This window comes from Pseudomonas sp. GW821-FHT03A09, assembly GCF_059421065.1.
The window spans coordinates 130,097-156,715 of sequence record NZ_JBWKUX010000003.1 but is presented as its reverse complement, the minus strand read 5'-3'; the positions used below and the strand labels follow the sequence as shown (position 1 = coordinate 156,715).

General features: G+C 62.1%; 23 protein-coding genes. 14 read left to right on the top strand and 9 right to left on the bottom strand.

Going from position 1 to position 26,619, the window contains the following annotated elements; all coding sequences use genetic code 11:
* Positions 1–36: 36 nt before the first annotated feature.
* From AC07V4_RS06015 to AC07V4_RS06000, 4 genes are all read right to left on the bottom strand, one after another.
* Positions 37–918, bottom strand: coding sequence for a TIGR03915 family putative DNA repair protein (locus tag AC07V4_RS06015; RefSeq protein WP_492635586.1), 882 nt, complete (start codon positions 916–918; stop codon positions 37–39).
* A complete protein-coding gene (locus AC07V4_RS06010; RefSeq protein WP_492635587.1) occupies positions 915–2,135 on the bottom strand; it encodes a putative DNA modification/repair radical SAM protein in 1,221 nt (406 codons plus the stop codon). The genes AC07V4_RS06015 and AC07V4_RS06010 overlap by 4 nt, the downstream gene beginning before the upstream one ends.
* 66 nt (positions 2,136–2,201) lie before the next feature.
* The gene (locus tag AC07V4_RS06005; protein WP_492635588.1) at positions 2,202–3,539 is read right to left on the bottom strand and encodes a lysine N(6)-hydroxylase/L-ornithine N(5)-oxygenase family protein; all 1,338 of its coding nucleotides are present in this window, start codon (positions 3,537–3,539) and stop codon (positions 2,202–2,204) included.
* A gap of 119 nt (positions 3,540–3,658) precedes the next feature.
* Entirely contained in the window at positions 3,659–4,141 is a 483-nt protein-coding gene (locus AC07V4_RS06000; RefSeq protein WP_492635589.1) for a sigma-70 family RNA polymerase sigma factor, read from the bottom strand.
* Positions 4,142–4,397: 256 nt separating this feature from the next.
* Between AC07V4_RS06000 and AC07V4_RS05995 the strand changes: the two genes are divergently transcribed.
* From AC07V4_RS05995 to AC07V4_RS05930, 14 genes are all read left to right on the top strand, one after another.
* Positions 4,398–5,570: an efflux RND transporter periplasmic adaptor subunit gene (locus tag AC07V4_RS05995; RefSeq protein WP_492635590.1), complete on the top strand. Its 1,173-nt coding sequence runs from the start codon at positions 4,398–4,400 to the stop codon at positions 5,568–5,570.
* Position 5,571: 1 nt separating this feature from the next.
* Positions 5,572–7,542: a MacB family efflux pump subunit gene (locus AC07V4_RS05990; protein ID WP_492635591.1), complete on the top strand. Its 1,971-nt coding sequence runs from the start codon at positions 5,572–5,574 to the stop codon at positions 7,540–7,542.
* Positions 7,535–8,941, top strand: coding sequence for an efflux transporter outer membrane subunit (locus AC07V4_RS05985; protein ID WP_492635592.1), 1,407 nt, complete (start codon positions 7,535–7,537; stop codon positions 8,939–8,941). Before AC07V4_RS05990 ends, AC07V4_RS05985 begins: the two co-directional genes overlap by 8 nt.
* A 104-nt stretch (positions 8,942–9,045) precedes the next feature.
* Entirely contained in the window at positions 9,046–9,786 is a 741-nt protein-coding gene (locus tag AC07V4_RS05980; RefSeq protein ID WP_492635593.1) for an alpha/beta hydrolase, read from the top strand.
* 107 nt (positions 9,787–9,893) lie between these two features.
* Positions 9,894–10,664, top strand: a complete 771-nt coding sequence (locus AC07V4_RS05975; RefSeq protein WP_492635594.1) for a FadR/GntR family transcriptional regulator — start codon at positions 9,894–9,896, stop codon at positions 10,662–10,664.
* 243 nt (positions 10,665–10,907) lie between these two features.
* Positions 10,908–12,110 (top strand): ABC transporter substrate-binding protein, encoded by a 1,203-nt coding sequence (locus AC07V4_RS05970; protein WP_492635595.1) that lies wholly within the window; start codon positions 10,908–10,910, stop codon positions 12,108–12,110.
* 57 nt (positions 12,111–12,167) lie between these two features.
* Positions 12,168–13,028 (top strand): branched-chain amino acid ABC transporter permease, encoded by an 861-nt coding sequence (locus AC07V4_RS05965; RefSeq protein WP_016974865.1) that lies wholly within the window; start codon positions 12,168–12,170, stop codon positions 13,026–13,028.
* A 1-nt stretch (position 13,029) separates the two neighbouring features.
* Positions 13,030–14,040 (top strand): branched-chain amino acid ABC transporter permease, encoded by a 1,011-nt coding sequence (locus AC07V4_RS05960; protein WP_431751048.1) that lies wholly within the window; start codon positions 13,030–13,032, stop codon positions 14,038–14,040.
* Positions 14,037–14,786 (top strand): ABC transporter ATP-binding protein, encoded by a 750-nt coding sequence (locus AC07V4_RS05955; protein WP_492635596.1) that lies wholly within the window; start codon positions 14,037–14,039, stop codon positions 14,784–14,786. The genes AC07V4_RS05960 and AC07V4_RS05955 overlap by 4 nt, the downstream gene beginning before the upstream one ends.
* A complete protein-coding gene (locus tag AC07V4_RS05950; protein ID WP_492635597.1) occupies positions 14,786–15,481 on the top strand; it encodes an ABC transporter ATP-binding protein in 696 nt (231 codons plus the stop codon). The genes AC07V4_RS05955 and AC07V4_RS05950 overlap by 1 nt, the downstream gene beginning before the upstream one ends.
* 13 nt (positions 15,482–15,494) lie before the next feature.
* The gene (locus tag AC07V4_RS05945) at positions 15,495–16,763 is read left to right on the top strand and encodes a Zn-dependent hydrolase (protein WP_492635598.1); all 1,269 of its coding nucleotides are present in this window, start codon (positions 15,495–15,497) and stop codon (positions 16,761–16,763) included.
* Positions 16,760–18,163, top strand: a complete 1,404-nt coding sequence (locus AC07V4_RS05940) for an amidase (protein WP_492635599.1) — start codon at positions 16,760–16,762, stop codon at positions 18,161–18,163. Before AC07V4_RS05945 ends, AC07V4_RS05940 begins: the two co-directional genes overlap by 4 nt.
* A 530-nt stretch (positions 18,164–18,693) precedes the next feature.
* A complete protein-coding gene (locus tag AC07V4_RS05935; RefSeq protein WP_492635600.1) occupies positions 18,694–19,557 on the top strand; it encodes a LysR family transcriptional regulator in 864 nt (287 codons plus the stop codon).
* Between the two features lie 58 nt (positions 19,558–19,615).
* Entirely contained in the window at positions 19,616–20,620 is a 1,005-nt protein-coding gene (locus AC07V4_RS05930) for a LacI family DNA-binding transcriptional regulator (RefSeq protein WP_431751054.1), read from the top strand.
* Here the strand turns inward: AC07V4_RS05930 and AC07V4_RS05925 are convergent.
* The 5 genes from AC07V4_RS05925 to AC07V4_RS05905 all read right to left on the bottom strand — a co-directional run bounded on the left by AC07V4_RS05925 (position 20,617) and on the right by AC07V4_RS05905 (position 26,592).
* Positions 20,617–21,342, bottom strand: coding sequence for an SDR family oxidoreductase (locus AC07V4_RS05925; protein WP_492635601.1), 726 nt, complete (start codon positions 21,340–21,342; stop codon positions 20,617–20,619). The genes AC07V4_RS05930 and AC07V4_RS05925 overlap by 4 nt on opposite strands.
* A 139-nt stretch (positions 21,343–21,481) precedes the next feature.
* The gene (locus AC07V4_RS05920; protein ID WP_492635602.1) at positions 21,482–23,014 is read right to left on the bottom strand and encodes an FGGY-family carbohydrate kinase; all 1,533 of its coding nucleotides are present in this window, start codon (positions 23,012–23,014) and stop codon (positions 21,482–21,484) included.
* Positions 23,015–23,017: 3 nt separating this feature from the next.
* The gene (locus AC07V4_RS05915) at positions 23,018–24,097 is read right to left on the bottom strand and encodes an alcohol dehydrogenase catalytic domain-containing protein (RefSeq protein ID WP_492635603.1); all 1,080 of its coding nucleotides are present in this window, start codon (positions 24,095–24,097) and stop codon (positions 23,018–23,020) included.
* Between the two features lie 28 nt (positions 24,098–24,125).
* Positions 24,126–25,118, bottom strand: coding sequence for an ABC transporter permease (locus AC07V4_RS05910; RefSeq protein ID WP_492635604.1), 993 nt, complete (start codon positions 25,116–25,118; stop codon positions 24,126–24,128).
* The gene (locus tag AC07V4_RS05905; protein ID WP_492635605.1) at positions 25,084–26,592 is read right to left on the bottom strand and encodes a sugar ABC transporter ATP-binding protein; all 1,509 of its coding nucleotides are present in this window, start codon (positions 26,590–26,592) and stop codon (positions 25,084–25,086) included. The genes AC07V4_RS05910 and AC07V4_RS05905 overlap by 35 nt, the downstream gene beginning before the upstream one ends.
* Between the last annotated feature and the right edge of the window lie 27 nt (positions 26,593–26,619).

Below are 26,619 nucleotides of genomic sequence, written 5' to 3'. Positions count from 1 at the left end.
GTGGGAGCTGGCTTGCCTGCGAAAGCGGCAGGTCAGTCAGCCTTGATTTGTCTGGCCCTCCGCCATCGCAGGCAAGCCAGCCCCCACATTGATCGGGTTCGCAATTCTTTTACCGGGTTTGGTGCCAATCAGCTTGGCCTGCCCATCCTTCTGCTTGCCCGTCCGCGCCTCGCTGATCAACCCCGGGATCAACTTGCCTTCCGGTAAGTTCTTCCAGAACCGGCTGGGCAAGTGCCCTTCCATTACCTTCGGGTTCAGCCGCGCCGGGTTGAAAATGTGACTGTAGTACGTCAGCCACATGGCGCTATGAGGGTCGTCGACGTTCTGAGCCAATTGCCGCCACGCCTCGGGACACTCGCGCTGGTGGATCAATTGCACGCCGTCGTAATACACCCCATCCAACGGTGTGGCGATCATCCAGCGATGGCGGCTCATGCGCCCCACAAAGTGCTGGCTGGCAGACTTCAGAATATCGTGTGCGGGCTCATGCCAAGCCACGTATTCCGGCAATTCGGGGCCCGCGCCTGAAGGCAGCGCAATGAACCGTACAAACGCGTGCAGATGATGGGCTTCCCGGCTGACCTGCTTGATGCGTCGCTGCAACTCGCTGCCCAACTTGTCCCCCGCCAGCATCGCCGTGCGGTCGCCATGGCTGACCCGCCACAACACCTCATACAGCAGGCTCCAGCGCTGCTCGCCGTGATAACAGGCCGCCGATTCCAGCAGCTCCAGCAACGCCTTGGGAATCCGCGCCTGGAACGGCCCCAGCTCGGCGGGTATCGGTTCGTCGGTGGCAAACAGATCGGCCACTTCCGCTTCGCCCCAGCTCACCTGGCTGGGGTCGACCTGATGGCTCAACAACCAGCGCGCTTGTGCGCGCCAGGTGCTGAACAGGTTGTCGCATTCCAGGCTGATCATCCCCACAACCCCATTTGCTGGGGCTGCGGGCGGTCGCGCAATTGTTCGCGCAGCAACACGCTGGTGCTGTCCGCCTGCTGGGGGTGATAGTCGCTGGTGATGAAAAACGGCTTGGCCTTGGCCAGCACGCAGCGCATGCGCGCCAGGTCTTCGAAGCGGATCTTGCGTTCACGGCGCAAGTCCACCAGACGCTGGGTAGTGCGCAGGCCAATGCCAGGGATGCGTGCAATCAACGTGGGTTCAGCGCGGTTCAGGTCGAGGGGAAACACCTCGCGATTGTCCAGGGCCCAGGCCAGCTTGGGGTCGATATCCAGCGCCAGGTGGCCGGGACCTTTGAACAGTTCATTGGCGTTGAACCCATAACTGCGTAATAAAAAGTCGGCCTGATACAAACGGTGCTCGCGCATCAGTGGCGGTGCAGCCAGGGGCACGCTTTTCGGGCTGTTGGGAATGGGGCTGAATGCCGAGTAATACACTCGGCGCAGCTTGAAGTTGCCATACAGCGCCTCGGCGCCATGGAGGATGGTGCTGTCATCGGTGTCATCGGCACCGACGATCATCTGCGTGCTCTGCCCGGCCGGGGCGAAACGCGGTGCGCGGGGTTCGTTGAGCACGGTTTGCTCGCCGATGTAGATGGTGTGCATGGCCTGCTTGATCGAGCCGATCTGTTTCTCCGGCGCCAGGGTTTGCAGGCTGGCAGCGGTGGGCAGTTCGATATTCACGCTCAGGCGATCGGCATAGCGCCCGGCCTCGGCAATCAACGCCGGGTCTGCCTCGGGAATGGTCTTGAGGTGGATATAGCCGCGAAAGTCGTGCTCTTCGCGCAGCAGTTTGGCCACGCGCACCAGTTGCTCCATGGTGTAGTCGGCCGAACGGATGATGCCCGAGCTGAGAAACAGCCCGCTGACGCAATTACGCCGGTAGAAATCCAACGTCAGGGTAACCACCTCCTCCGGGCTGAAGCGTGCGCGGGGCACGTCGCTGGAGCGGCGGTTGACGCAATACTGGCAGTCGTAGAGGCAGAAGTTGGTGAGCAACACCTTGAGCAGCGACACGCAGCGCCCGTCCGGGGTGTAGCTGTGGCAGATGCCCATGCCATCGGTGGAACCCAGCCCGGCCTTGCCCTCGGAACTGCGCTTGGGAGCGCCACTGCTGGCACAGGAAGCGTCGTACTTGGCGGCGTCGGCGAGGATGCTGAGTTTTTCGATCAACTGCATGGAGGGCTACCGATACTGGTTTTTTGTACAGTATCAGCCAACCCTCCTTGTCACAAGTGCAGCGTGTCAGCTGGCGGTGGCCAGCAACAGGTCTTGCACCGAGCGCCCCTTGCCACGATGGCGATCATGCTCAAACAGCGACGCCGCGATCTCATCCGCGCGAATCGGCAGCACCGACAGCAAGGTATCGCTCAAGCCATGACTGGCCTGGCTGAAGCCCTGTATGTAGACGCCAGCCTTGCAACGCTCATCGGTGATGATGCGGTAATCGCGGGCCACTTCGAAGTCGCCCATGTAGGTCTGCAAAGGCGCCAGCAGCTCGCGGTGCTTCTGGCGTTCGTAACCGGTGGCGAGGATCACAGCATCGTAATGGCTGACACTGGTTTCACCGGTGGCATTGTCGCGCAAGGCCAGCTCGATACCCAGCGCGCTGGCGGTGGCTTTCTCGACCACGGTCATGGTGCGGAACGCCTGGCGGGCAATACCGGAGACTTTCTGGCGGTAGAAGATACCGTAGATGCGCTCGATCAGGTCCAGGTCCACCACCGAATAGTTGGTGTTCTGGTACTCGGCCACCAACCGTTCACGCTCGGCACCGACTTGCTGGAACACCAGGTCGGTAAAGGCCGGCGAGAACACTTCGTTGACGAACGGGCTGTCATCCGCCGGCTTGAGCGCCGAACCGCGCAGGATCATGTCGACCTGCACCGAGGGGAAGCTGTCGTTCAAGTCGATAAAGGCCTCGGCCGCGCTCTGGCCACCGCCAATGATCGCGATACGCATCGCCTTGCCTTCGACACACGGCTGGGTGGCCATGCGCTCCAGGTATTGGGAATGATGGAACACCCGGCCATCATCCTTGAGGCCTTTGAACGCTTCGGGCACACGCGGCGTACCGCCAGGGCTCACCACCACGGAACGCGTGGTGCGCACATGTTGCTCACCCATGGCATCGCGGGAAATCACCCGCAGCGCCTCGACCTGCTGCTGGTGCAGGATCGGCTCGATGGCCAGCACCTCCTCGCCATAGCGCGCCTGGGCCTGGAACTGTCCAGCCACCCAACGCAGGTAGTCGTTGTACTCCATGCGGCACGGGTAAAACGTGCCCAGGTTGATAAATTCCACCAGGCGGTCGTGGGCTTTCAGGTAATTGACGAACGAGTAAGGGCTGGTGGGGTTGCGCAGCGTCACCAGATCCTTGAGGAACGAGATCTGCAGCTCACTCTGGGTGACTAGGGTATTGCCATGCCAGCGGTAGTCAGCCTGCTTGTCGAGAAACAGTACGTCCAGTTTGCCCTGGGCTTTTTCGCGCTCCTGGAGGGCGATGGCCAGCGCCAGGTTCGAAGGGCCGAAACCGATACCGATCAGGTCATGAACCGCGGGCGAAGCAATTGCCTGTGTCATTCCAGTGTCCTCTGGATAAGCCCCTTGGCGGTGGGGCGGGAATACCTTCGAGACCCGAACATCAGGTCCTGTGTTGATAGGAAACGAGGACAGTGAAATAAAATTTAACCAATTAGCGATCAGTGCGCGTCCCACTCGCGCATCCGCACCCGGCAATGTTTCATGGCGTTGACGATGTGTTTTTCCACCAGGCTGCGGGAAATACTCAGGCGTTCGGCGATTTGCGGGTGGGACAGCCCATCGAGCTTGCGCAGCAGGAAACTGTCGCGACAGGCGGCCGGTAACTCGGCCAGGGCGCGCTCCAGCATTTCAATGCGCTGTTCCTGGTCGTGACAGGTGTGCGGCGAACCGGTGGCGAAACGCTCTTCGCTGTCCAGCACCTCCAGGGGCTCGGCCTGGCGCAACGCATTGCGCCGATGGCCGTCGATCACCAGGTTCAGTGCCGTGCGGTACAGAAATGCGCGCGGCTGTTCGATCGGCGTATCGCTCGACCGCTCCAGCACGCGGACATAAGCGTCATGCACCACATCCTCGGCCACCTGACGGTTGCCCAGCTTGGCGTTGAGGAAACACACCAGCTCGCGATAGTAGTTTTCCAACATGACTCCCGACCGTCGGGTGAACGGCATCCGACCCTTGCGTGCTAACGAAGACAGCCCATCGATGATGGCAGTTTGAGTGCGTGCAATTTATAGTAATTCTCATCTACTTTTAAACAAGTCTTGCCTCAACGGTGGTTTTTTTTCTTCGAACAAGCTGTAACTGCTTATGTAACAGCCTAAATATCCAGCCATTTTCCTCGTTTACCTGTCAGCTCTGCGCAACTGCGCCCCGATCTTTCCTGGCTGGAACCTAAGCATGAAACGCCCTCGACCTGCCCGACGCGCCCTGCTGGTTGCAGCGTGCCTGATCCCCATCATCGCGGTTGCCGCCTGGCAGGCTCTCCCACCCGGCCGTGACACCTACGCCACCGTCACCGTGACCCGTGGCAGTATCGAAAACAGCGTCACGGCCCTGGGCACCCTGCAACCGCGACGTTATGTCGACGTGGGCGCCCAAGCCTCCGGGCAGATCCAGAAGATCCATGTCGAGGCCGGCGATCAGGTCAAGGCCGGCCAGTTGCTGGTGGAGATCGACCCGTCCACGCAAAAAGCCAAGCTCGATGCCAGCCGCTACGCCATCGAAAACCTCAAGGCCCAGTTGCAGGAACAGAAAGCCCAGCATGCCTTGGCACGCCAGAAGTACCAGCGCCAGCAACGCCTGGCCGCAGGTAACGCCACGCGTGAAGAAGATGTGCAAACCGCCCAGGCCGAGCTGAGTGCCACCCAGGCGCGGGTCGACATGTTCCAGGCGCAGATTCGCCAGGCCCAGGCCAGCCTGCGCAGTGACGAAGCCGAGCTGGGTTACACGCGGATCTTCGCGCCGATGGATGGCACTGTGGTAGCCGTGGATGCACGCGTCGGCCAGACCCTCAATGCACAGCAACAAACGCCGCTGATCCTGCGTATCGCCAGGTTGTCGCCGATGACGGTGTGGGCCGAGGTGTCGGAAGCCGACATCGGCCATGTCAAACCCGGCATGACGGCCTACTTCACCACCTTGAGCGACGGCAACCGACGCTGGACCAGCACCGTGCGGCAGATCCTGCCGATCCCGCCCAAGCCACTCAACGAAACCAGCCAGGGCGGCGGCAACCCCAGCAGCACAAGCAAAAGCGGCAGTGGCCGAGTGGTGCTGTACACCGTATTGCTGGATGTGGACAACGCCGATAACGCGCTGATGGCCGAGATGACCGCCCAGGTATTTTTCGTCGCCAGCCACGTCAAGGACGCCCTGACCGTGCCCGTCGCCGCCCTGCAAGGCACCGCCAATGCCGACCGGCAGATCGCCCGGGTCGTGGCGAAAAACGGCAGCATCGAAGACCGCGAAGTGCGCCTGGGTATCAGCGACCGCCTGCGGGTCGAAGTGCTGGACGGCCTGCGCGAAGGCGATCACCTGTTAATCGGCCCGGCCGACAGCAACGGGGGTTGAGTTGACCACGCCCCTGATCGAACTCAAACACATCCGCAAATCCTACGGCGGCGGTGACAGCCCGCAGGTCGACGTGTTGCGCGGTATCGACCTGTCGATTCACGCCGGGGAATTCGTCGCTATCGTCGGTGCGTCCGGTTCCGGCAAATCCACGCTGATGAATATCCTCGGCTGCCTCGACCGCCCGACCGAAGGCGAGTACCTGTTTGCCGGCGAAAACGTCGCCCACCTGGACAGCGATGCACTGGCCTGGCTGCGCCGCGAAGCGTTCGGCTTCGTGTTCCAGGGTTATCACCTGATCCCGTCGGGCTCCGCCCAGGAAAACGTCGAGATGCCGGCGATCTATGCCGGCATCAGCGCCGCCGAACGCCACACCCGCGCCAACGCCCTGCTCACGCGACTGGGCCTGGCCGAGCGCACGGGCAACCGCCCGCACCAGCTTTCCGGTGGCCAGCAGCAACGGGTGTCGATAGCCCGGGCGCTGATGAACGGCGGGCATATCATCCTCGCCGACGAACCCACCGGTGCCCTCGACAGCCACAGCGGCGCCGAGGTGATGACCCTGCTGGACGAACTGGCGAGCCAGGGCCACGTGGTCATCCTGATCACCCATGACCGCGATGTGGCGGCAAGGGCCAACCGCATCATCGAGATTCGCGATGGCCTGATCATCAGCGACTCGGCCAGTGAAAGCCCCCCTGCCCCCACCCTCACCACCGGCGCCCTGCAAGCCGTAGACCTGCGTCAGCGCCTGGCCGACGGCGCCGAACATAACGGCGCCTGGAAGGCCGAACTGCTCGACGCCATCCGCGCCGCGTGGCGGGTGATGTGGATCAACCGCTTCCGCACCGCACTGACGCTACTGGGGATCATCATCGGCGTCGCGTCGGTGGTGGTGATGCTGGCGGTGGGCGAAGGCAGCAAGCGCCAGGTGATGGCGCAAATGGGTGCATTCGGCTCGAACATTTTGTATGTCAGTGGCTCCTCGCCGAACCCGCGCACGCCACTGGGCATCATTACCCCGCAGGACGTGGCGGCCCTGGCCACCCTGCCGCAGGTCAAGCGGATCATGCCGGTCAACGGCGCCGACGCTGGGGTGCGCTTCGGCAATATCGACTACATGGCTTATGTGGGCGGCAATGACACCAACTTCCCGACCATCTTCAACTGGCCGGTGGTGGAAGGCAGCTACTTCACCGAAGCCGACGAGCGCAATGCCGCCACGGTGGCCGTCATCGGCGCCCGGGTACGCGACAAGCTGTTCAAAGGTTTGATCAGCCCCATCGGTCAATACATCCTGATCGAAAACGTGCCCTTCCAAGTCGTCGGTGTGCTCCAGGAGAAAGGCTCCAGTTCCGGCAACAAAGACAGTGACGACCGCATCGCCATCCCCTACTCCGCCGCGAGCATTCGCCTGTTTGGCAGCTACAACCCGGAATACGTGGTGATTGCCGCCGCCGATGCCAGCCGTGTCCACGATGCCGAGCAGGCTATCGACCAATTGCTCAAGCGCCTGCACCACGGCAAACCCGACTATCACCTGACCAACAACGCCGCGATGATCCAGGCCGAAGCCCGGACCCAGAACACCCTGTCGCTGATGCTCGGCTCGATTGCCGCGATTTCGCTGCTGGTGGGTGGAATCGGCGTGATGAACATCATGTTGATGACCGTGCGTGAACGCACCCGTGAAATCGGTATCCGCATGGCCACCGGGGCGCGCCAGCGCGACATTCTGCGCCAGTTCCTGACCGAGGCGGTGATGCTCTCGGTAGTCGGCGGCCTGTGCGGCATCGGCCTGGCGCTGTTGGTGGGCGGTGTGCTGGTGCTGGCCCAGGTGGCGGTGCAGTTTTCCCTGGTGGCGGTGGCGGGTGCGTTTGGCTGTGCGCTGGTCACCGGTGTCGTATTCGGCTTTATGCCGGCCCGTAAAGCAGCCCGGCTCGATCCGGTTAAGGCGTTGACCAGTGAATAATCGTTTCCCGCTTTCCGCGCTCAGCCTGTGCCTGTTGCTCAGTGCCTGCACCGGCAGCCCACCGGCCATGGACAACGGCATCGCAGCGCCCACCACTTGGCAGTACGCGGAACGTGAGGCAGCCCAAACGAGCAACCAACGCTGGTGGACGCAGTTTGGCAGCGCGTCACTCAACCGACTGATCGACCAGGCACGCCGTGACAGTTTCGACGTGGCCGCCGCCATGGCACGGGTGCGCCAGGCCCAGGCCAGCGCGGTGATCGCCGGAGCGCCGTTGTTGCCCGAGGTGAAATTCAACCTGACCGCCAGCCGCGAAAAACTGCTGCACGGCAGTGGCAACTCGTCGTTGGATGCCACCGAAAACAACAATACCGTGGACAGCTTCGGTGCCAACCTCACCGCCAGTTACGAGCTGGACTTCTGGGGTGGCCGCGCCGCCGCCCGGGACAGTGCGCTGTACACCTTGCACGCCAGTGAGTTCGACCAGGCCACCGTGGAGCTGACCCTGCTTAGCAACGTGGCCGACCGTTACGCGCAAACCCTCGCCGCGCGCCAACGCCTGCAGATCGCCGAGCTGAACCTGGCGAATGCGCGCAACGTGTTGAACCTGGTGCAAACCCGCTTTGATGCCGGGTCCGCTACCGCCCTGGAACTGGCCCAGCAGAAAAGCCTGGTGGCCAGCCAGCAACGGCAACTGCCGTTGATCCAGCAGGTGGCCGAGGAATCCCGGATCACCCTCGCCGCCCTGCTCGGCCAGCCGGTGCAAACCCTGGACCTGGGCAGCGAACCGTTCCAGGCCCTGACCTGGCCGACAATCGGCGCCGGCGTCCCCAGCCAATTATTGAGCCGTCGCCCCGATCTCGCCCAGGCCGAAGCACAGCTGGCGGCGGCCAGTGCCAACGTCACGGTGGCCCGTGCAGCGATGCTGCCCACCGTGACCTTGGGCGCAACGCTGGGCTCGGGGTCGTCCAAGGCCGAAGAGATCCTGCGCAGCCCGTTCTACAACCTGACGTCCGGACTGGTCGCGCCGATTTTCAACAACGGCCGTTTAACCGCCGAGCGCGATAAAGCCCGCGCACGCCAGGATGAGCTGTTGCAGACTTACCGCGGCGCAATCATCAATGGCTTTGCCGATGTGGAAAAATCCCTGAGCAGCATCACGCGCCTGGACCAGCAGCGCCAATGGCAAGCCGAAGAACTGCAGCAAGCGCAGACGGCTTTCCAGATCGCCGAAAGCCGCTACCAGGCAGGCGCCGAAGACCTGCTCACCGTACTGGAAACCCAGCGCACCTTATACGCGGCTCAAGACCAGAACGTGCAGCTGCGGCTATCGCGCCTGCAGGCCAGCATCGCGTTGTACAAGGCGTTGGGCGGCGGCTGGCAGACACAGATCCGATAAACAAAACTCCGATTTCGTACACAAGCTGTCTTCTCACACTACATTTTTCGACCAGAGGTCCTTGGTAAAAAAGCCGTTATCACACGGTTTCCCAGGATCTCTTGATGGCTGTTGCAAAATACCTGGCGTACGCCTGCCTTTGGGTGACCTCAAGCTGTGCCCAGCCGTTGATCCAACCTACCGCTATCGACTGGCTGCTGGACTGCCCCTTGCCCGCCGCTGAACGCCTGGACCCGGAAGTGCTACAACGTACCCAATGCGGCACTGTGAGCGTACCGCGCAACCATGCCGCCCCCCGGCAAGGCAGCCTGCGCCTCTACGTGACTCGTGTCGGCGCCCGTGACCCATTGAACCGGGAAGGCGTGGTGTTTGCCCAGGCCGGCGACGCACCCAAAAGAAACCAGGGCGGTACGTTTGCCATCCACCTGACCAGCCTCTGGGGCGCCTACTCCAACCCGGCGTATCGCACGCTGATCAACCGTTACGATGTCATCGAGCTCACCCCTCGCGACCTTGGCAACGAAAACGGCGTCGAACAGGCCGCTCAGGACATGGAGTTTGTCCGCACCCAACTGGGCGACGCCCAACTGCTTTACCTGGGTAATGCTGATGCCACCCGTTTAGGCAGCCGATACGCCACGCTGTTTCCCGAACGGGTGATGCGCATGGTGCTGGTCAACGCGCAACAGGCCGAAGCAGCCAATCCTTTTGTCGAACATCTGCGTCTTAAAGAGCCCACCCAGCAAGACAGCGCTTGCATCAACCGCTGGGTGGGCGACTTTCTGGTCTACGGCAAGCAACCACCGCCCTCAACGCGCTGTCTTGACCGAGGAACCGACGAATAGCCATCCGTTTGCGACCTGTTGCCATCGAAAACGACACCCAGCGTTGACGCTGTATTCCGATCGCTATTAAGTGCTATTTATCCGCATTAATACGATAAATCGAACCCATGCTAAGTCGCCCGCTACGACGTAAACGCCAGAAGTTGTCCGATGTGATTGTCGAGTCGGTCAAGCGCTCCATCGTCACCGACGCCTTGAAGCCCGGCGACCGGCTGCCCACCGAACGCGAGCTGATGGAAAGCTTCCAGTGCTCCAAGGGCTCGGCCCGCGAAGCGCTGAAGGCCCTCGAAGTGGAAGGCCTGGTGAGCACGCGCACCGGCCCCAGCGGTGGTGCATACCTGAACCAGGCGGGCACCGAACCGGCCAGCCGCGCGCTGCGCAACTACCTGCACTTCCAGCACCTGGACGGCGAGCAGGTGTACCAGTTGCGCAAAGTCATCGAGGTGGAATTGGCGGTGTCGGTGCTCGGGCGACTCAGCGAAGACGACTACCAGGCCCTGCAAGACAACGTGGATTTCTGTAGCGCACCGGAAGACAGCGAGGCCGGCCAACGCGAGCAACGCCTGGCGGAACTGGAGTTCCATAACCTTTTGGCCAGGGCCTGCCCCAATCCACTGCTGAGTTTCATGGCGCAGTTCCTCAACGACTTGCTGCGCGACCTGGTGGTGCTGAAAAAAGCCTACAAGCCCAAGCGCAAGCAGTTCGATGCGGCCAACCTCGACTATCACAAGCAGTTGCTGATCGCTTTTCGTGCCGGGGATGAAAGCGCCGTGCGTAACTTGATGCATGAACACATGTGTGATGCCGAACACCACATGACCGCCCTTGAAGGCCAGGTCAGTCCTCACTTCCTATTGGAGTTCGACCACCACCACTGAAAACACCAGGGTACCGACTGTGCAAACCCGATCAATGTGGGAGCTGGCTTGCCTGCGAATGCATCGACTCGGTTTGACAGAAACACCGAGGCGCCTGCATCGCAGGCAAGCCAGCTCCCACACTCGATCCAGTTCCAACCGTTAGTGCGTTTGCCCCAACCAATAACAGGCCTGCCCACAGGCCCTTGCTCCACCGTATCGCCATTGCCACTCCTGCCAATAACTAAACCAGGGAGTCACCCCATGCAGCGTCGTACGTTGTTGAAAGCCAGTCTTACCGCAGCCGCCGCCCTCAGCCTCCCGCTGAGCGTGCGTTCGGCATTCGCCGCCGAGCCCTTTACCTTTTACGGCCTCAAGTCCATGTCTGGCGCTTTTGCCAGTTATGGCAAGTTTGCCGACATGGGTTCGCGCCTGGCGGTGGAACAGCACCCCGAGGTGCTCGGCCGTCCGTTGAACTACAAGGTCATCGACACCGAAGGCAACGCCGGCAAGGCCGTGCGCAAGGTGCAGGAAGCCATCCAGCAGGACGGTGCGCGGTTCTTCCAGGGCTGTACCCTGTCGTCGTCGGCACTGGCGGTGGCCAAGGAAGTGGACAAGGTCGGTGGCGTGTTCATGACCCCGGTGGGCGCAGATGAAGTCACCGGCTCTGACTGCAACCACGCGACGTTTCGCTGGTCGGTGCCCACCTACGGCGCGATCCGCGAAACCATGGTGCCGCTGATCAAGCTGCTGCCGGACGCCAAGCGCTGGTACACCATTACCCCGCAATACGTGTTTGGCGAAGCGCTGCTGCAAGGCGCCAAGAATGTGCTCAAGGAAAACGGCCTGGAACACATCGGCAACAGTTACCACTCGTTGCAGGAACAGGAGTTCTCCGGCTACCTGACCAACGCTATCGCCGCCAAGCCCGATGTGCTGGTGCTGCTCAACTTCGGCAGCCAGTCGTCCAATACCCTGCGCCAGGCAGTGAACTTCGGTATCAAGGAACGCATGAAAGTGCTGCTGGTGTGGTCCGCCGGCCTCGACCAGTTCCAGGAATTGGGCAGCGATGTATTGGAAGGCGTGTACCTCGGCGCGCAGTACTGGCACCAGGTCGACACGCCGCTCAACCGTGAACTGGTCAAGCTCACCCAGGCCAAATACGGCATCAACCCCACCTACCCGCTGGCTGCCGATTACATCAGCACCAAGGTCATGCTCGAAACTATCGTCTCAACCGGCAGCTTCGATGGAAAAACCGTGGCCAAGGCCATGCAGGGCCTGAGCTACGAAGGGCCCACCGGCAAAGAGTCGATCCGCGCCGGCGACCATCAGGTCATCAAGGATTACTACCTTTTGATCGGCAAGGCCACTGCCGACATGGCCGACAAGGATGACCTAGCCAAGGTGCTCAGCGCCGGCCAGTCGTTCCCGCCGGTGGAAGCCACGGGCTGCACGCTCGGCTGATCCCCTGAATTTTGTAGCGCAGGGCCGCGCAAGCGGCGTCCTGCCGAGGGTTCCTGCATGCTTAATCTTTACCTGTTCCAGATCCTCAACGGTCTTGGGTTGGGGATGATCTACTTCCTGATCGCGGTCGGGCTGACGATCATTTTCGGCCTGCTCAACTTCGTCAACTTCGCCCACGGCGCGTTCTTCCTGTTGGGTGCCTACATCTGCTACACCGCCGTGAGCCTCACCGGCAACTTCTGGCTGGCGCTGCTGATCGCGCCGCTGGTGGTGGCCGCGTTGGCCTGGGCCATCGAGCGCTTGCTGATCCAGCGGATCTATCACTTGCCGCACATGTTCCAGATCCTGGTGACCCTGGGTATTGCACTGATCATCCAGGAAGCCAGCGTGATGATCTGGGGCCCGGTGGGCAAGAGTGTCGCCGTGCCGGAACTGCTGCGCGGCGTGCTGGTGGTGGGCGACTTCGTGTACCCCTACTACCGACTGTTCCTCATCGTGTTCTCGGGGCTGGTCGGCCTGGGCCTGTGGCTGCTGCTCGAACGCACACGCTTCGGCGCCCTGGTGCGCGCCGGCAGTGAAAGCACCGAAACCGTGTCGCTGCTGGGCACCAATATTTTCCGCCTGTTCTCCATGACCTTCGCCCTCGGCGTGGCCCTGGCCGGTGTCGCGGGCGTGCTGTTCGCACCGTTGCGCGGTGCGCAGCCCTTTGTCGGCCCGGAAATTCTCGGCGTGGCCTTCGTGGTGGTGGTGATCGGCGGCATGGGCTCGTTCAGCGGTGCGCTGGTCGGCGGTTTGCTGGTGGGCGTGGTGCAAAGCCTGATGACCACACTCTGGCCCCAGGGTGCGAGCCTGATGATCTACGGCGCGATGGCCGTGGTGATTCTGGTCCGTCCCTACGGCCTGTTCGGGAGAGCCTGACATGAGCGAGAAAAATCCCCTGCCGTTTGCCAAGACGCAATCGCGCGCAATGTTGCTATGGGTGTTGGCGGTACTGATCGGCCTGCCGCTGATCTTGCCGTCGGCAACCCTGGCCACCGAGATCCTGATCTTTGCCATGGCCGCCCTCGCCTGCAACCTGTTGCTGGGCTACACCGGGCTGCTGTCGTTCGGCCAAGGCATCTTCTTCGGGGCCGGCGCCTACTGCGCAGCGCTGCTGATGATCCATCTGCAACTGGGCCTGTTCACTGCACTGCTCGGCGCCGCCATCGCAGGCGGGTTCCTGGCCTTGCTGGTGGGCGCCCTGGCGATCCGTCGCACCGGCATCTACTTCGTGATGCTGACCCTGGCGTTCAGCCAGATGGCCTACTTCGTCGCCTACACCCTCAGCGACTGGACCGGAGGCGACAACGGCCTGCTCAGCGTGCCGCGCCCGGAGATCCGCGTGGGTGAAAGCGTGCTGCTGTCGCTCAGCGATGCCCGTGCCTTCTACGGTTTTGTCGCGGTGCTGTTCCTGTTGATCTTCATCGGCGCTCGCCGTGTGATCGCCTCGCCGTTCGGCAGCACCTTGATGGCGATCCGCGAAAACGAAACCCGCGCCTCGGCCATCGGCTACGACACACGGCACTTCAAGATCCTGGTGTTTGTGCTGTCCGGCGCGGTCACCGGGATTGCCGGGGCGCTGTACGCCATGCTGCTGCACTTTGTGCCGCTGTCAAACATCGACCTCGCGATGTCGGAGAACATCCTGATCATGACCATCGTCGGCGGCACCGGCTCGTTGTTCGGCTCTCTGCTGGGCGCCGGCTCCATCGTGCTGCTCGGGGATTTCCTCTCCGACCTGTGGCCACGCTGGCTGATGCTGCTCGGGGTGATCCTGATCCTGGTGGTGATCTTCATGCGCGGCGGTTTGTGGGGCGGCCTGGCGTCGCTGTTCGAAAAGGTACGCGGCAATCGCAAGACCGTCGTCGTCGCCAAGGAGGAAGGGCTATGAGCATGCTGCTGGAAACCAAAGACCTGGAACTGGCCTATGGCGCGTTCCGCGCGGTAAACGGCGTGAACCTCAAAGTCGAGGCCGGCACCATCCACACCATCATCGGGCCCAACGGCGCGGGCAAGACCAGCCTGTTCCACTGCCTCACCGGCGAACGCCAGGCCACCGCCGGGGCGATTCATTTCGACGGCAAGAACCTGATGCGCAAGCCCGCCCACGGCCGCGTCGGCCTGGGCATGGCGCGCTCGTTCCAACTCACCAGCCTGTTCCAGAACCTCAGCGTGCGCGAAAACCTGCGCCTCGCCGCCCAGGGACGAGACGGTGCGCGCGCCCTGAATTTCTGGCGTCGGGTGGACAGCAAGCGCGAACACCTGGAAATGGCCGACCAGGTGCTGGAACGCCTGCAACTCACTACCCGCGCCGACACCCTGGCCGGTGAGTTGTCCCACGGCCAGCAGCGGGTTCTGGAGGTGGGCATGTCGATCTGCTCCAAGCCCAAACTGCTGATGCTCGACGAACCTACCTCGGGCATGGGCATCGACGATATCCCGATCATGACCCAATTGATCAGCGACCTCGGCCGCGACCACACGGTGCTGCTGATCGAACACAACATGAGCATTGTCATGTCCATCAGCCAACGCATCACGGTGATGAGCCACGGGCAGATTCTGGTGGAAGGTACGCCGGAGTTCGTGCGTGCCGATGAACGTGTGCGCACCGCTTACCTTGGGGAGGCTGCCTGATGCTGATCGTCGAGAACATCCATTCCTACTACGACAAGAGCCATGTGCTGGAAGGCGTGTCACTGACCGTCAACCCCGGTGAACTGGTGACACTGCTGGGTCGTAATGGCGCCGGCAAGACCACCACCTTGCGCAGCATCCTCGGCATCATCTGCCCGCGCCAGGGCCAGATCCACTTTAACGGCCAGGCGCTGGTGGGCCAGAAGATATTCGAAATCGCCCGTCAGGGCCTGGCATTGGTGCCGGAAAATCGCGGGATTTTCCGCCTGCTCACCGTCGAGGAAAACCTGCGCATCGCCGCGCGCAAGACCAGCCGTTGGCAGCTGGAAGACGTGTACGCCATGTTCCCGCGCCTCAAGGAGCGCCGCAAAAACGCCGGCCACGCGTTGTCCGGTGGCGAGCAACAGATGCTCGCCATCGCCCGCGCCCTGCTCAACGACCCCAAGCTGCTGATCCTCGACGAGCCCACCGAAGGCCTGGCTCCGGTGATTGTCGATGAGTTGGTGAAGATCCTGCGCAAGGTCAAGGACGACGGCCTGCCGGTGCTACTGGTGGAACAGAACCTGATGGTCTGCGACAAGCTCGCCGACCGCCATTTCGTGCTTGAACAGGGCCGCGTGGTCTACGAGGGCAGCGCCGAAGCCTTCCGCGCCGACCCGACCATCAAAAACCGCTATTTGGCCCTGAGTGCCTGACCGGAGACTGCTGATGAATAGTTTTGCGCAACCGCTCAAGAGCAACGCCCCGCTGATCAACCGCGACCGCCTGTGGCAATCCTTGATGGACCTGGCCCAACTCGGCGCCACGGCGAAAGGTGGTGTGTGTCGCCTGGCACTCACCGACCTGGATCGCCAGGCCCGCGACCTGTTTGTGCAATGGTGCGAGGCCGCCGGGTGCAGCGTCAGTGTCGACGCCATCGGCAACATCTTTGCACGCCGTGCCGGGCGCAATCCGGCCCTGCCTCCAGTGATGACTGGCAGCCATATCGATACTCAACCCACCGGCGGCAAGTTCGACGGTTGCTACGGGGTGATGGCGGGACTGGAGGTGATCCGTACCCTGAATGATTTGAAGATCGAAACCGAAGCGCCGATCGAAGTGGTGGTATGGACCAACGAAGAAGGCTCGCGCTTCCCGCCCTGCATGATGGGCTCCGGAGTGTTTGCCGGTAAGTTCGACCTGCAGGACACCCTCGACAAGCTTGACGAGCAGGGCCTGTCGGTCGGCGCTGAACTGCAGCGCATCGGTTATGCAGGTTCCCGCGCGGTACTCGGCCACCCGGTGGGTGCGTATTTCGAAGCGCATATCGAACAGGGCCCGGTGCTGGAAGACCAGGCCACCACGATCGGTGTGGTCATGGGCTGCCTGGGCCAGAAGTGGTTCGACTTGACCTTCACCGGCGTCGAAGCCCACGCCGGCCCGACGCCGATGCACCTGCGCAAGGACGCCCTGGTGGGCGCCGCCGAGGTGGTCAGCGCGGTCAACCGCATCGCCCATCAACAGCAACCCCACGCCTGTGGCACCGTCGGTTGCCTGAGCCTGCACCCCGGTTCGCGCAATGTGATTCCCGGCCAGGTGCACATGACGCTCGACCTGCGTCACCTGCACGCGGACAAGCTGCAAGCCATGGTCGATGAAGTGCGCGGCGTGATCGAAGCCACCGCGAAACAGCATGGCCTGACCTTTGAGCTGACGCCCACTGCCGACTTTCCGCCGCTGGACTTCAACCCGTCCTGTGTCAACGCTGTACGCGAGGGCGCCAAGGCCTTGGGCTTGAGCCATATGGACATCGTCAGCGGTGCGGGACACGACGCGATTTTCGTCGCCGAACTGGGCCCGGCCGGGATGATTTTTGTGCCGTGCGAAGGCGGCATCAGCCATAACGAAATCGAAAACGCCGCGCCAGACGACCTGGCGGCGGGCTGCGCGGTGTTGCTGCGCGCCATGGTCAATGCGGCTCAGGAGGATGTGGCATGAGTGAGATTGGCCAACTGACAGCGGTGCAACTGCTGCAGCATTTTCGCGACAAGACCTTGTCGCCGGTGGAGGTCACCGAAGACGCCTTGCTGCGCATCGAACGCTTCAATCCGGTAGTGAATGCCTACTGCCACGTGGACCCGGAAGGCGCGCTGAATGCCGCGCGAGCTTCTGAACAACGCTGGCTCACCGGTCAACCCTGCGGGCCGTTGGACGGTGTGCCGTCTTCCATCAAAGACCTGACGCTGACGGTCGGCATGCCCACCCGCAAGGGCTCACGCACCTCCACCGCCGAGGGCCCGTGGGACGTCGACGCGCCCTTCACAGCCTTCATGCGCAAGGCCGGTGCGGTGCTGCTGGGCAAGACCACGACCCCGGAGTTCGGCTGGAAAGGCGTCACCGATAACCCGTTGTATGGCATCACCCGTAACCCATGGGACACACGCACCACGGCAGGCGGCTCGTCGGGCGGCGCGGGGGCAGCGGCGGCATTGAACCTGGGTGTGCTGCATCAGGGCAGTGATGCCGGCGGTTCGATCCGCATTCCCTGCGCGTTTACCGGCACCTTCGGCATCAAGCCGACGTTTGGCTATGTGCCGCAATGGCCGGCCAGCTCCATGACGATTCTGTCGCACCTGGGGCCGATGACCCGCACGGTGGAAGACAGCGTATTGATGCTGCAGACCATCGCCCAGCCGGATGCACGAGATGGCTTGATCGGCGCACCGAGGACCACGCCGTGGTTGTCGGACGCGGCCGATTTGAAAGGGTTGCGCGTGGCCTACAGCCCGAACTTCGGTTACGTGGATGTCGACCCGCAAGTGGCGAAGGTGGTCGCAGAGGCGGTTCGAGGCCTGAAACAACTGGGCGCCCATGTCGAGCAGATCGACCCCGGTTTCAGTGACCCGTTGGACGTCTTCAGCACCTTATGGGCAGCCGGCGCTGCACGCCTGACCGGCGCCATGAGCGAGGCGCAAAGACAGCTGCTGGACCCCGGTCTGTTGCGCATCGCCCAACGCGGCGAACGATTGAGCCTGGATGACTTCAGCGCAGCCCTTGAAGCACGCGCAGCGCTGGTGGCGCGCATGGCCGCGTTCCATGAGCACTACGATGTACTGGTGTCGCCGATGATGCCGATCACCGCGTTCACCGCCGGGCACGACGTGCCACCGGGCTCGGGTTTACAGGAGTGGACCGAGTGGACGCCGTTTACCTATCCCTTCAACCTCACGCAGCAACCGGCGGCATCGGTGCCGTGTGGGTTGGCAGCGAACGGCTTGCCGGTGGGATTGCATGTAGTAGGCGCGCGGTTTGCCGACGAGCAGGTGTTGCGGGTGTGCCACGCCTACGCGAAGGCCTTCCCGACCCAGCACCTCCAAGCCCCACAACCCCCAACCTGAAATGCACTCCCCTGGAGCTGCCTTTGATCCAACCACTCAGGCCGGCTATCAGGCCGCCGTGCTCTTGCTTTTGATCTTGATCTTAGGCGCCCCGTCAAACACGCTGGCCGGAATTCGACAGGGATTTGGGGGGTAAACCGGCAGGGATGCCGGTTTAGCCGCCCCGCGCCATGGATGGCGCGTGGCGGCGGCCCCCCAAATACCTGTCGGATTACGGGCACACCGAGCCTAGGCGAGGTGCCGAGTGTTGGGGCGAAGACCTTTTGGTTACTTTTGGGTCTTTCCAAAAGTGACCCGCTGTAAGAGCGGAACCAATAGTGGCCGTTACAGCAGCAATGGATATGCACTCAGTCTGATCCAACATCCTAGTCGGCTGTCAGGCCGCCTTCGCAGGCAAGCCAGCTCCCACATTTGGATCGAGGGGTAACAGTCAGATAGCAGTCGGCTGTCAGGCTGCCTTCGCGAGCAAGCCAGCTCCCACACTGACTGCATTCCATTACACTGTCCACCATTCATTCCCAGGGGCCTTCATGGACATCGAACTGGCACGCACCTTCCTCGAAATCACCCGCTGCGGCAGCCTGGCCGCGGCGGCCGAGAAGCTGCACGTCACCCAGACCGCCATTACCGCACGGGTCAAAAGCCTGGAAAGCCAGTTGGGCAGCACGCTGTTTGTGCGCAACCGTGCAGGTGCCAGACTGACCGCCGATGGCGAGGCCTTCGTGGTGTATGCCAACCAGTTGCTGCAAACCTGGGAAGCGGCAAAACGCGACCTGCCGCTGCCGGAGGGCTATCGCAACGTGCTGCATATCGGCGGCGAAGTTAGCCTGTGCAACCCATTGATGCTCGGCTGGGCCCAGGTCCTGCGCGAACAGATCCCGGGGCACGCGCTGCGAACCGAGGTGCGCGAAGGCGAATACCTGCTGCGCCAGCTCGAACTGGGTGTGCTGGATGCCGCCCTGGTGTTCCAACCGCAATACTGGCCGGGGTTGCAGGTGGAGCAGGTGCTGGAAGAAAAACTGATCCTGGTGCAGTTGGCGAGCAATCCGGCTCCGTACGTGTATATCGACTGGGGCCCGGGTTTTCGCCAGCAACACGATGCCGCGCTGCCCGACAAAGCCCGTGCAGCCTTGAGCTTCAACCTGGGGCCGCTGGCGCTGCAATACATCCTGGAAAATGGCGGTGCCGGCTACTTCCGTACCCGCGTGGTGCAGAGCTACCTGGACAGCGGCGTGATGCAACGCGTGCCCAAGGCGCCGGAGTTCAGCTTCCCGACTTATCTGGTGTATTCACGGGCGCGGGATTCGGCGGTGTTACAGCAGGCATTGGAACTGCTGCGCGGCGTGGTCAAGGCCGAAAGTGATTGGTCGCAGCGCTGGGACCCACTGATTTGAATCACCGGATACCGCCGCGCATGCTAGCCTGCGAATGTTTCCTTTCGCAGCCTTACCGATGAACAAGAAAAAGTCCGTCACCATCAGCGACATCGCCAAACGGGTTGGCATGACCACCATCACGGTGTCCCGTGCGCTGAGCAAACCCGACTTGGTCAAGCCCGCCACCCTGGCGCGCATCCTCGAAGTGGCGCGGGAGCTGGACTACGTGCCCAACGCCTTCGCGCGCGGGCTCAAGCGCAGTGAGAGCCTGATCATCGGCGTGATCACCGCGTCAGTGGACAACCCGTTCTACAGCGAAATGATCAAGGCGATTTCACGCGAGGCCAAAAAGCATGGCTATACCATCATGCTGGTGGACACCGACGAACTCGAAGAGCTGGAAAGCAAAGCCGTGGACACCCTGTTGGGCTACCGCGTGGCAGGGATCATCCTGTCGCCGGTCTCCGATGAGCCGAGTTATCAGCCTGATTACCTGGAGCGCCTGGGCAACGGCAAAACCCCGGTAGTGCTGCTCGACCGTACGATCCACGACAGCCCGTTCAGCCGCGTGGTGCTCGACAATTATCACAGCGGCATCCAGGCCGCGCACTACCTGCTGCGCCAGACGCCCAACCTCAAGCGCCTGCTTGTACTGACTGGCCCCGAGCACTCACGTATCACGGTGGAGCGCCTCAAAGGCCTGCGCGAAGTCCTGGCCGAACACCCCGAGGTGCAGGTCGAAGTGCAGGCCGGCGACTACACGCTGATGCCGTCCTACCTGCATACCCTCGACTACCTGGCCGAACACTCGGCGCCGGACGCGATCATGGGTTTCAACCAACTGATCACCCTCGGCGCCTTGCGCGCGTTGCGCATGCACAACATTGCCCATGACAGCTTGACCATCTGCGGCATCGATCGTCTGCCCTTCGCCGATATCTTCGGCGTACCCATCGCTTGCGTGGCCCATGACGCCTCCCTGGCCGGCAGCAGTGCGGTACGCCTGCTGCTCGACCGCCTGGAAGACCCGTTCAAGCCACGGGACAAGGTGGTGATCGCCGGACAGTTGGAAAACGGCTAGCGGCTGGTGTAGCCGCCGTCGATGGGCAGGCTGACGCCGCTGATCATGCTGGCGGCGTCACTGAGCAGGAACAGCACCGGTAACGCCACTTCTGCCGTTTCAGCGAAACGTCCCAAGGGAATCGCCGCCAGTGCCGGGTCGCGCTTGGCCGGGTCGGACCAGGCCATGGTCGCCATCGGCGTAAGCGTCACGGTAGGGTTGACGCTGTTGACGCGAATGCCGAAGCGGCCCCATTCGGCGCATTGCACGCGGGTGATCGCATCCAGCGCGGCCTTGGAGGCGCAGTAGCCGAGGTGATCGTCCAGGGCCACCAGCGAGGCCTGGCTTGAAACGTTGACGATGCTGCCTGCGATCTTCGCTTCTATCATTTCTGCAGCCACCCGGCTGGCCACCTGAGCGGCGGCACGGGCGTTGACATTCATCACTTGGTCGAACGCGTCGGCGCTGATCGCGGCGGCGGGTTCCAGGCGCGAGATACCGGCGCAGTTGACCAGGCCATGGAGTGGCGGCAGGCCTTGCAGGGCTTTGTCGAGGGCGGCGCTGTCGGCAATGTCCAGGCACAGAGTGTGACAGCCGAGTTGGGCCAGTGCCTGTACGTCGCGGCCAAGGGAGAACACCTCGGCGCCGCTGGCGATCAGCTGCTGCGCGATTTCGCGGCCAATGCCGCTGCTGGCGCCGGTGACGAGGATGCGGTGGTGGGTGAAGTCGAAGGTTGCGTTCATAGATCACAATCTCAAGAACAATGAGGGTCCCCTGTGGGAGCTGGCTTGCCTGCGATAGCGGTAGATCAGTCAATGATGCGCCGACTGAAAGATTGCTATCGCAGGCAAGCCAGCTCCCACATTTTCGGACCGTGTTGAATCAGTGGGTTTGCAGGTTGTGCATGATCGGTTTCAGCGCCGGATACAGCTTCAAGTACTCGGCAAACGTCCGGTCATAAGTCATGACATTTTCGCGCTTGGGCTGCGCCCGCAGCTCGAGCTGCACCCAACCCTTTTCCATTTCACCGTCATCAACAAGCCCCACCGTGTGCGCCGCCAGCAACGCTGCACCCAGTGCGGCTTCCACTTCCTGAACAATGGTGTAAACCGGGTAACGCGTGACATCCGCAATAATCTGCATCCACAAATCCGAATGGCTCGCCCCGCCGACCACAATCAAGCGCGGGTCCAGCGAATGCGCACCTTGTGTACCGGCTTCAATGTTGTGCCGCAGGGCAAAACTCACGCCTTCAAGCACCGCGCGGTACAGGTGAATGCGACTGTGATACAGGTTCAGTCCGACGAAACTGCCGCTGGCGCGGTCGTCCCATACCGGACTGCGTTCGCCCATCAGATACGGTAGGAACAACAGGCCCTCGCTGCCCGCCGGGATGCGCATCGCGCTTTGCTCCAGCAACACCAGGCTGTCCTGGCCGGTAGCCTGGGCCTGCTGCTCTTCGGCCTGGCAGAACTGCTCACGAAACCAACTGACCGAGGCGCCGGCCGTGATCGCTCCGCCGAAGATGTACAGGTCGCGGTGGCCGTTGTAGACATGGGGCATGCTCACCAAACCGTGATGGGCATCCACCTGCTGGTTCAAGTAACCCCAGCACATGCTGGTGCCGATCATGGCTACGTGATTGCCCGGCTGTGTCACGCCCGCGGCCAATGTCGCCATCGCCGCATCGACACCACCGGCAAGGATCGGCGTGCCCGCCTGGAGCCCCAGGCGCGCAGCCCAATCCGCCAACAAACCACCTACGACTTCTGCGGAATACACCAGGCGCTCCGGCATCATCGCTTGCGGTATGCCCAGCGCATCGAGCATTTCGGCAGACCAACCACGCGCCTTCACGTCGTAGACACCGCCGATGTTGCCGGCACTGCTATGGTCCACCGCCAACTCGCCCGTGAGGCACCAGTTGATGTAGCTGTTGGGTGGCAGCAGGTAGCGGGTGTTCGCCCATACTTCGGGCTGGTGCTGCTTGAGCCAGAGCATCTTGGCAAAGCCGTAGTAGCTGTCCACCGAGTTGCCGGTGACTTCGAACAAGCGCTCCAGGTCCACGTTCTCACGCACCCACGCCACCTGCTCGCCGGCGCGGCGGTCCATCCAGATCAGGCACGGATGCAGTGGCGTCATCTGCGCATCCACCGCAATCCCCGAACCGCCGTACAAGCTGCTGATACACAGCGCCTTGACCTGCTCCGCCGCCACGCCCGACTTGGCCATGCACTGCGCCACACAGGCCTCGACCGCATCCAGCCAGACCTGTGGCCATTGTTCGGCCCAGCGCACTTTCGGGGTATCCACGCGATACCCCTGGCTGTGCTGGGCGATGATCGTGCCTTGACCATCCACCAGCAGCGCCTTGGTGCTCTGGGTTCCTATATCGACACCCATGACGTAGTTCATTTTTCAGGCCACCGGCTTCAACAGCACCTTGATCGATTTGGTCGAATTGGCCAACGCGAAGGCTTCGGCAAAGTCGTCCAGCGGGAAGTCATGGGTGACGATACCTTTGGAGGTGACCAGGCCGCGCTCGAACAGGTCGATGGCGATCGGGTAGCAATACGGGCCGAGGTGCGCACCACGCACGTCCAGCTCCTTGCGGTCGCCGATGATCGACCAGTCGACACTGGTCTCGGCGCCGAACACGCTGAACTCGACAAAGCGCCCGAGCTTGCGGATCAGGTCCAGGCCCTGGGTGACACCGGCTGGCACGCCGGTGGTTTCGATGTAGACGTCGCAACCATAGTTATCGGTGAGGCTGTTGATGATCTCGCGGGCATTGTCGCGGGACGGGTTGATCACCACGTCGGCGCCGAACTGCTTGGCCAGTTCCAGACGTTCGTCGACCATGTCGATCACCACCAGTTTTTTCGGAGTCTTCAGCGCAGCCACCTGAACCATACACAGCCCGAGAGTGCCTGCACCTGCAATCACTACCACGTCATCCAGCTGGATTTCGCCACGGTTGACGGTATGGATCGAGCAGGCCATAGGCTCCACCAGCGCCGAGTCTTCAAGCGAAACCGACTCGGGGATCTTGTGCACGATGGCGGTCTTGGGGATACGCATGTACTGGGCCATGCCACCTTCGGCCACTTCACGCTGAAAGCCGAAGATGTTGTGCACTTCGCACATCCAGTACTTGCCCGATTTGCAGAAGCGGCACTTGCCGCAGGGCACGATCTGCTCGGCGATCACCTTGTCGCCTACGGCGACTTCGAAGTGCTCTTCGGCGCCCTCGCCCGCTTCCACCACGTAGCCAAAAAACTCGTGCCCCGGCACCACCGGCGCCTTGACCCAAGGGTTGTCGCCGCCCCAGAACATCGCCGCGCCCGAGTGGCACTTGCAGTCACTGGCGCAGATGCCACAGGCGGCGATGCGGATTACCAGTTCATTGGCGCGGGCCTGGGGTTTGCCGATGCGTTCCAGGCGATAGTCTTTGGGGCCGTGGCAAACGACGGCTTGCATTTCGGTGTGCTTGTCCATGGTGTTCGGTCCTGTTTTTGTTAGGAGTTTATTTATGGCGCTGACGGCTGATAAAGATCGCCAGCAAAATGATTCCGCCTTTGATCACGCTCTGAACGTAGGGCGAGACCCCGAGCATGTTCAGTCCGTTATTCAATACGCCGAGCAACATGGCGCCGAGCAAGGTGCCGACGATCACACCACGCCCACCGGCAATCGAGGCACCGCCCAACACCACGGCCGCTATTGCATCCAGCTCGAACGAGACGCCGGCATTCGGCTGCCCGCTCATCAGGCGTGAGGTCAGCACCAGCCCGGCAATCGCCGCAGTCAGACCGCTGATGCCGTACACCAGCAACTTGAACCGCGCCGCCCGAACGCCGGACAAACGCACTGCCTCTTCATTACCGCCGATGGCGTAGATGTAGCGGCCGATGCGCGTGTGTTGCAGCAGCACATAGGCCGCGAGGTAGGTGATCAACATGATCAGGATCGGTACGTCTATGCCGAACAGGCTCTGGCGGCCGAAGAAACCGAACCACTCCGGCAGCCCGGAAATCGGGTAGCCATCGGTGTACATCAAGCCCAGGCCACGGGCGATACCCATGGTCGCCAGGGTGACGATGATCGGTGGCATATGCAGGTAGGCGACGAACAGCCCGTTGCCGACACCGAAGGCCACGCCGATCAGCATCCCGGCACCAATCGCCAAGCCTGGCGGCAAGCCCGCGACCATCAGGCCGGCGGTCAGCGTGCCGGACAACGCCATCACTGGCCCCACCGACAAATCGATGCCACCGGTAAGAATCACGCAGGTCATGCCCACCGCGATAATCGCGTTGATCGACACCTGGCGGGCGATGTTCGACAGGTTGCTGGCGGTCAGGAACGTGTCGCTGGCAAGGATCATCACCAGGGTCACCACCACCAGCCCGACAAAGGGATAAAACGCCGGTGAGCGCACCAGCCGCGCCAGGTTCAGGCGCAGCCGGCTGCCATCGCCGGTGTTAATGGACGTATTCACTTGAGCCCCCTGTTGCATGGCGCATGACCTCTTGAGGATTGACGGCGGACGCTTCGAGTAACTTGACGATGGCGCCCTTGTGGAACACGGCGACGCGATCGCACATGCCGATGACTTCGGGCAGTTCGGAAGAAATCATGATGATTGCGTATCCCTGCTCGGTCAGGCTGCGCATCAAAGCGTAGATCTGCGCCTTGGCGCCGACGTCAATGCCGCGCGTGGGCTCGTCGAACACCAGTACGTCGCAGTGATGGTTGATCCAGCGCGCAATCACGACTTTCTGCTGGTTGCCGCCGCTGAGATTGAACACCCGGCTCTCGCCACTGGGGGCCTTGATCGACAGCTGTTTCATCAGGCTATCGACGCTCGCACACTCTCGGTCCTTGTCGATCAGGCCAGAGGCGTTCTGGTATTTGGGCAGGTTGTTCAGGGAGATGTTTTCGCGGATGCTGAAATCGGTGATCAGCCCTTCGCTCTTGCGGCTTTCCGGGAGCAGACCAATGCCGTGGGCCAGGGCTTGAGCCGGGTCGTCCAGCGTGACTTTTTCGCCGCGCAGCCACACGTCTTTGCTCACCGACGGCAGCGCGCCCATCATGCCCAGTGCCAGTTCGGTACGGCCCGAACCCACGAGCCCGGCAAAGCCGAGAATCTCGCCCTTGTGCAGTTGGAAGCTGTTGTGGGGGCCGTTGCGTACTAGCTGGATGTCCTTGACCTCCAATAACAACGGGCCGCGTGCTTTCGTCGGTTTAGGTGGAAAACTGCTTTCCAGACGACGGCCCACCATCATCTCGACCAGACGGTCAATGTCGCTGTCAGCCACATCGGTAACCCCCACATTGCCGCCGTCACGCAGTACGCTGATGCGGTCGCACACCTGAAAAATCTCCTCCAAGTGGTGAGAGATAAAAATCACAGCCACGCCCTGGCGCTTGAGCTCACGCATGATCTCGAACAGCAGCTCGGCTTCGCTGGGTGTGAGGGTGGCAGTCGGTTCATCCAGCACCAGCAAGCGCGCATCCAGGGCCAACGCCTTGGCAATTTCGACAAACTGCTGCTCGGCCACACTCAAGTGCTTGACCGCGCATTGCAGGTCGATGGTCACGCCCAGGCGCTTGAATAACGCCTCGGATGCCTCAACCATCTCGCGCTTGCGCAGCAGGCCGAAGCGGTTGCTCAACTCGTGGCCGAGGAAGATGTTTTCCACCGCCGTGAGATAGGGAATCAGGCTGAACTCCTGGAACACGATGCCGATACCGGCGGCAATTGCATCGCGGTAGGTCGCGAAATGTTGAGCCTGGCCGTCGATCAGAATCTGGCCTTCGTCCTGATGCTCGACGCCGCCGAGGATTTTCATCAGGGTTGATTTACCCGCGCCATTTTCCCCAAGCAACGCGTGGATCTCGCCGCGCTCCACTTGCAGGTTGATGGACCTCAGGGCCTGTACGCCCGGGTAACGCTTACAGATATTTTCCAGCTTCAAAAGACTGCTCATACCGCCAACCTCGTATTCAGAAGGAAA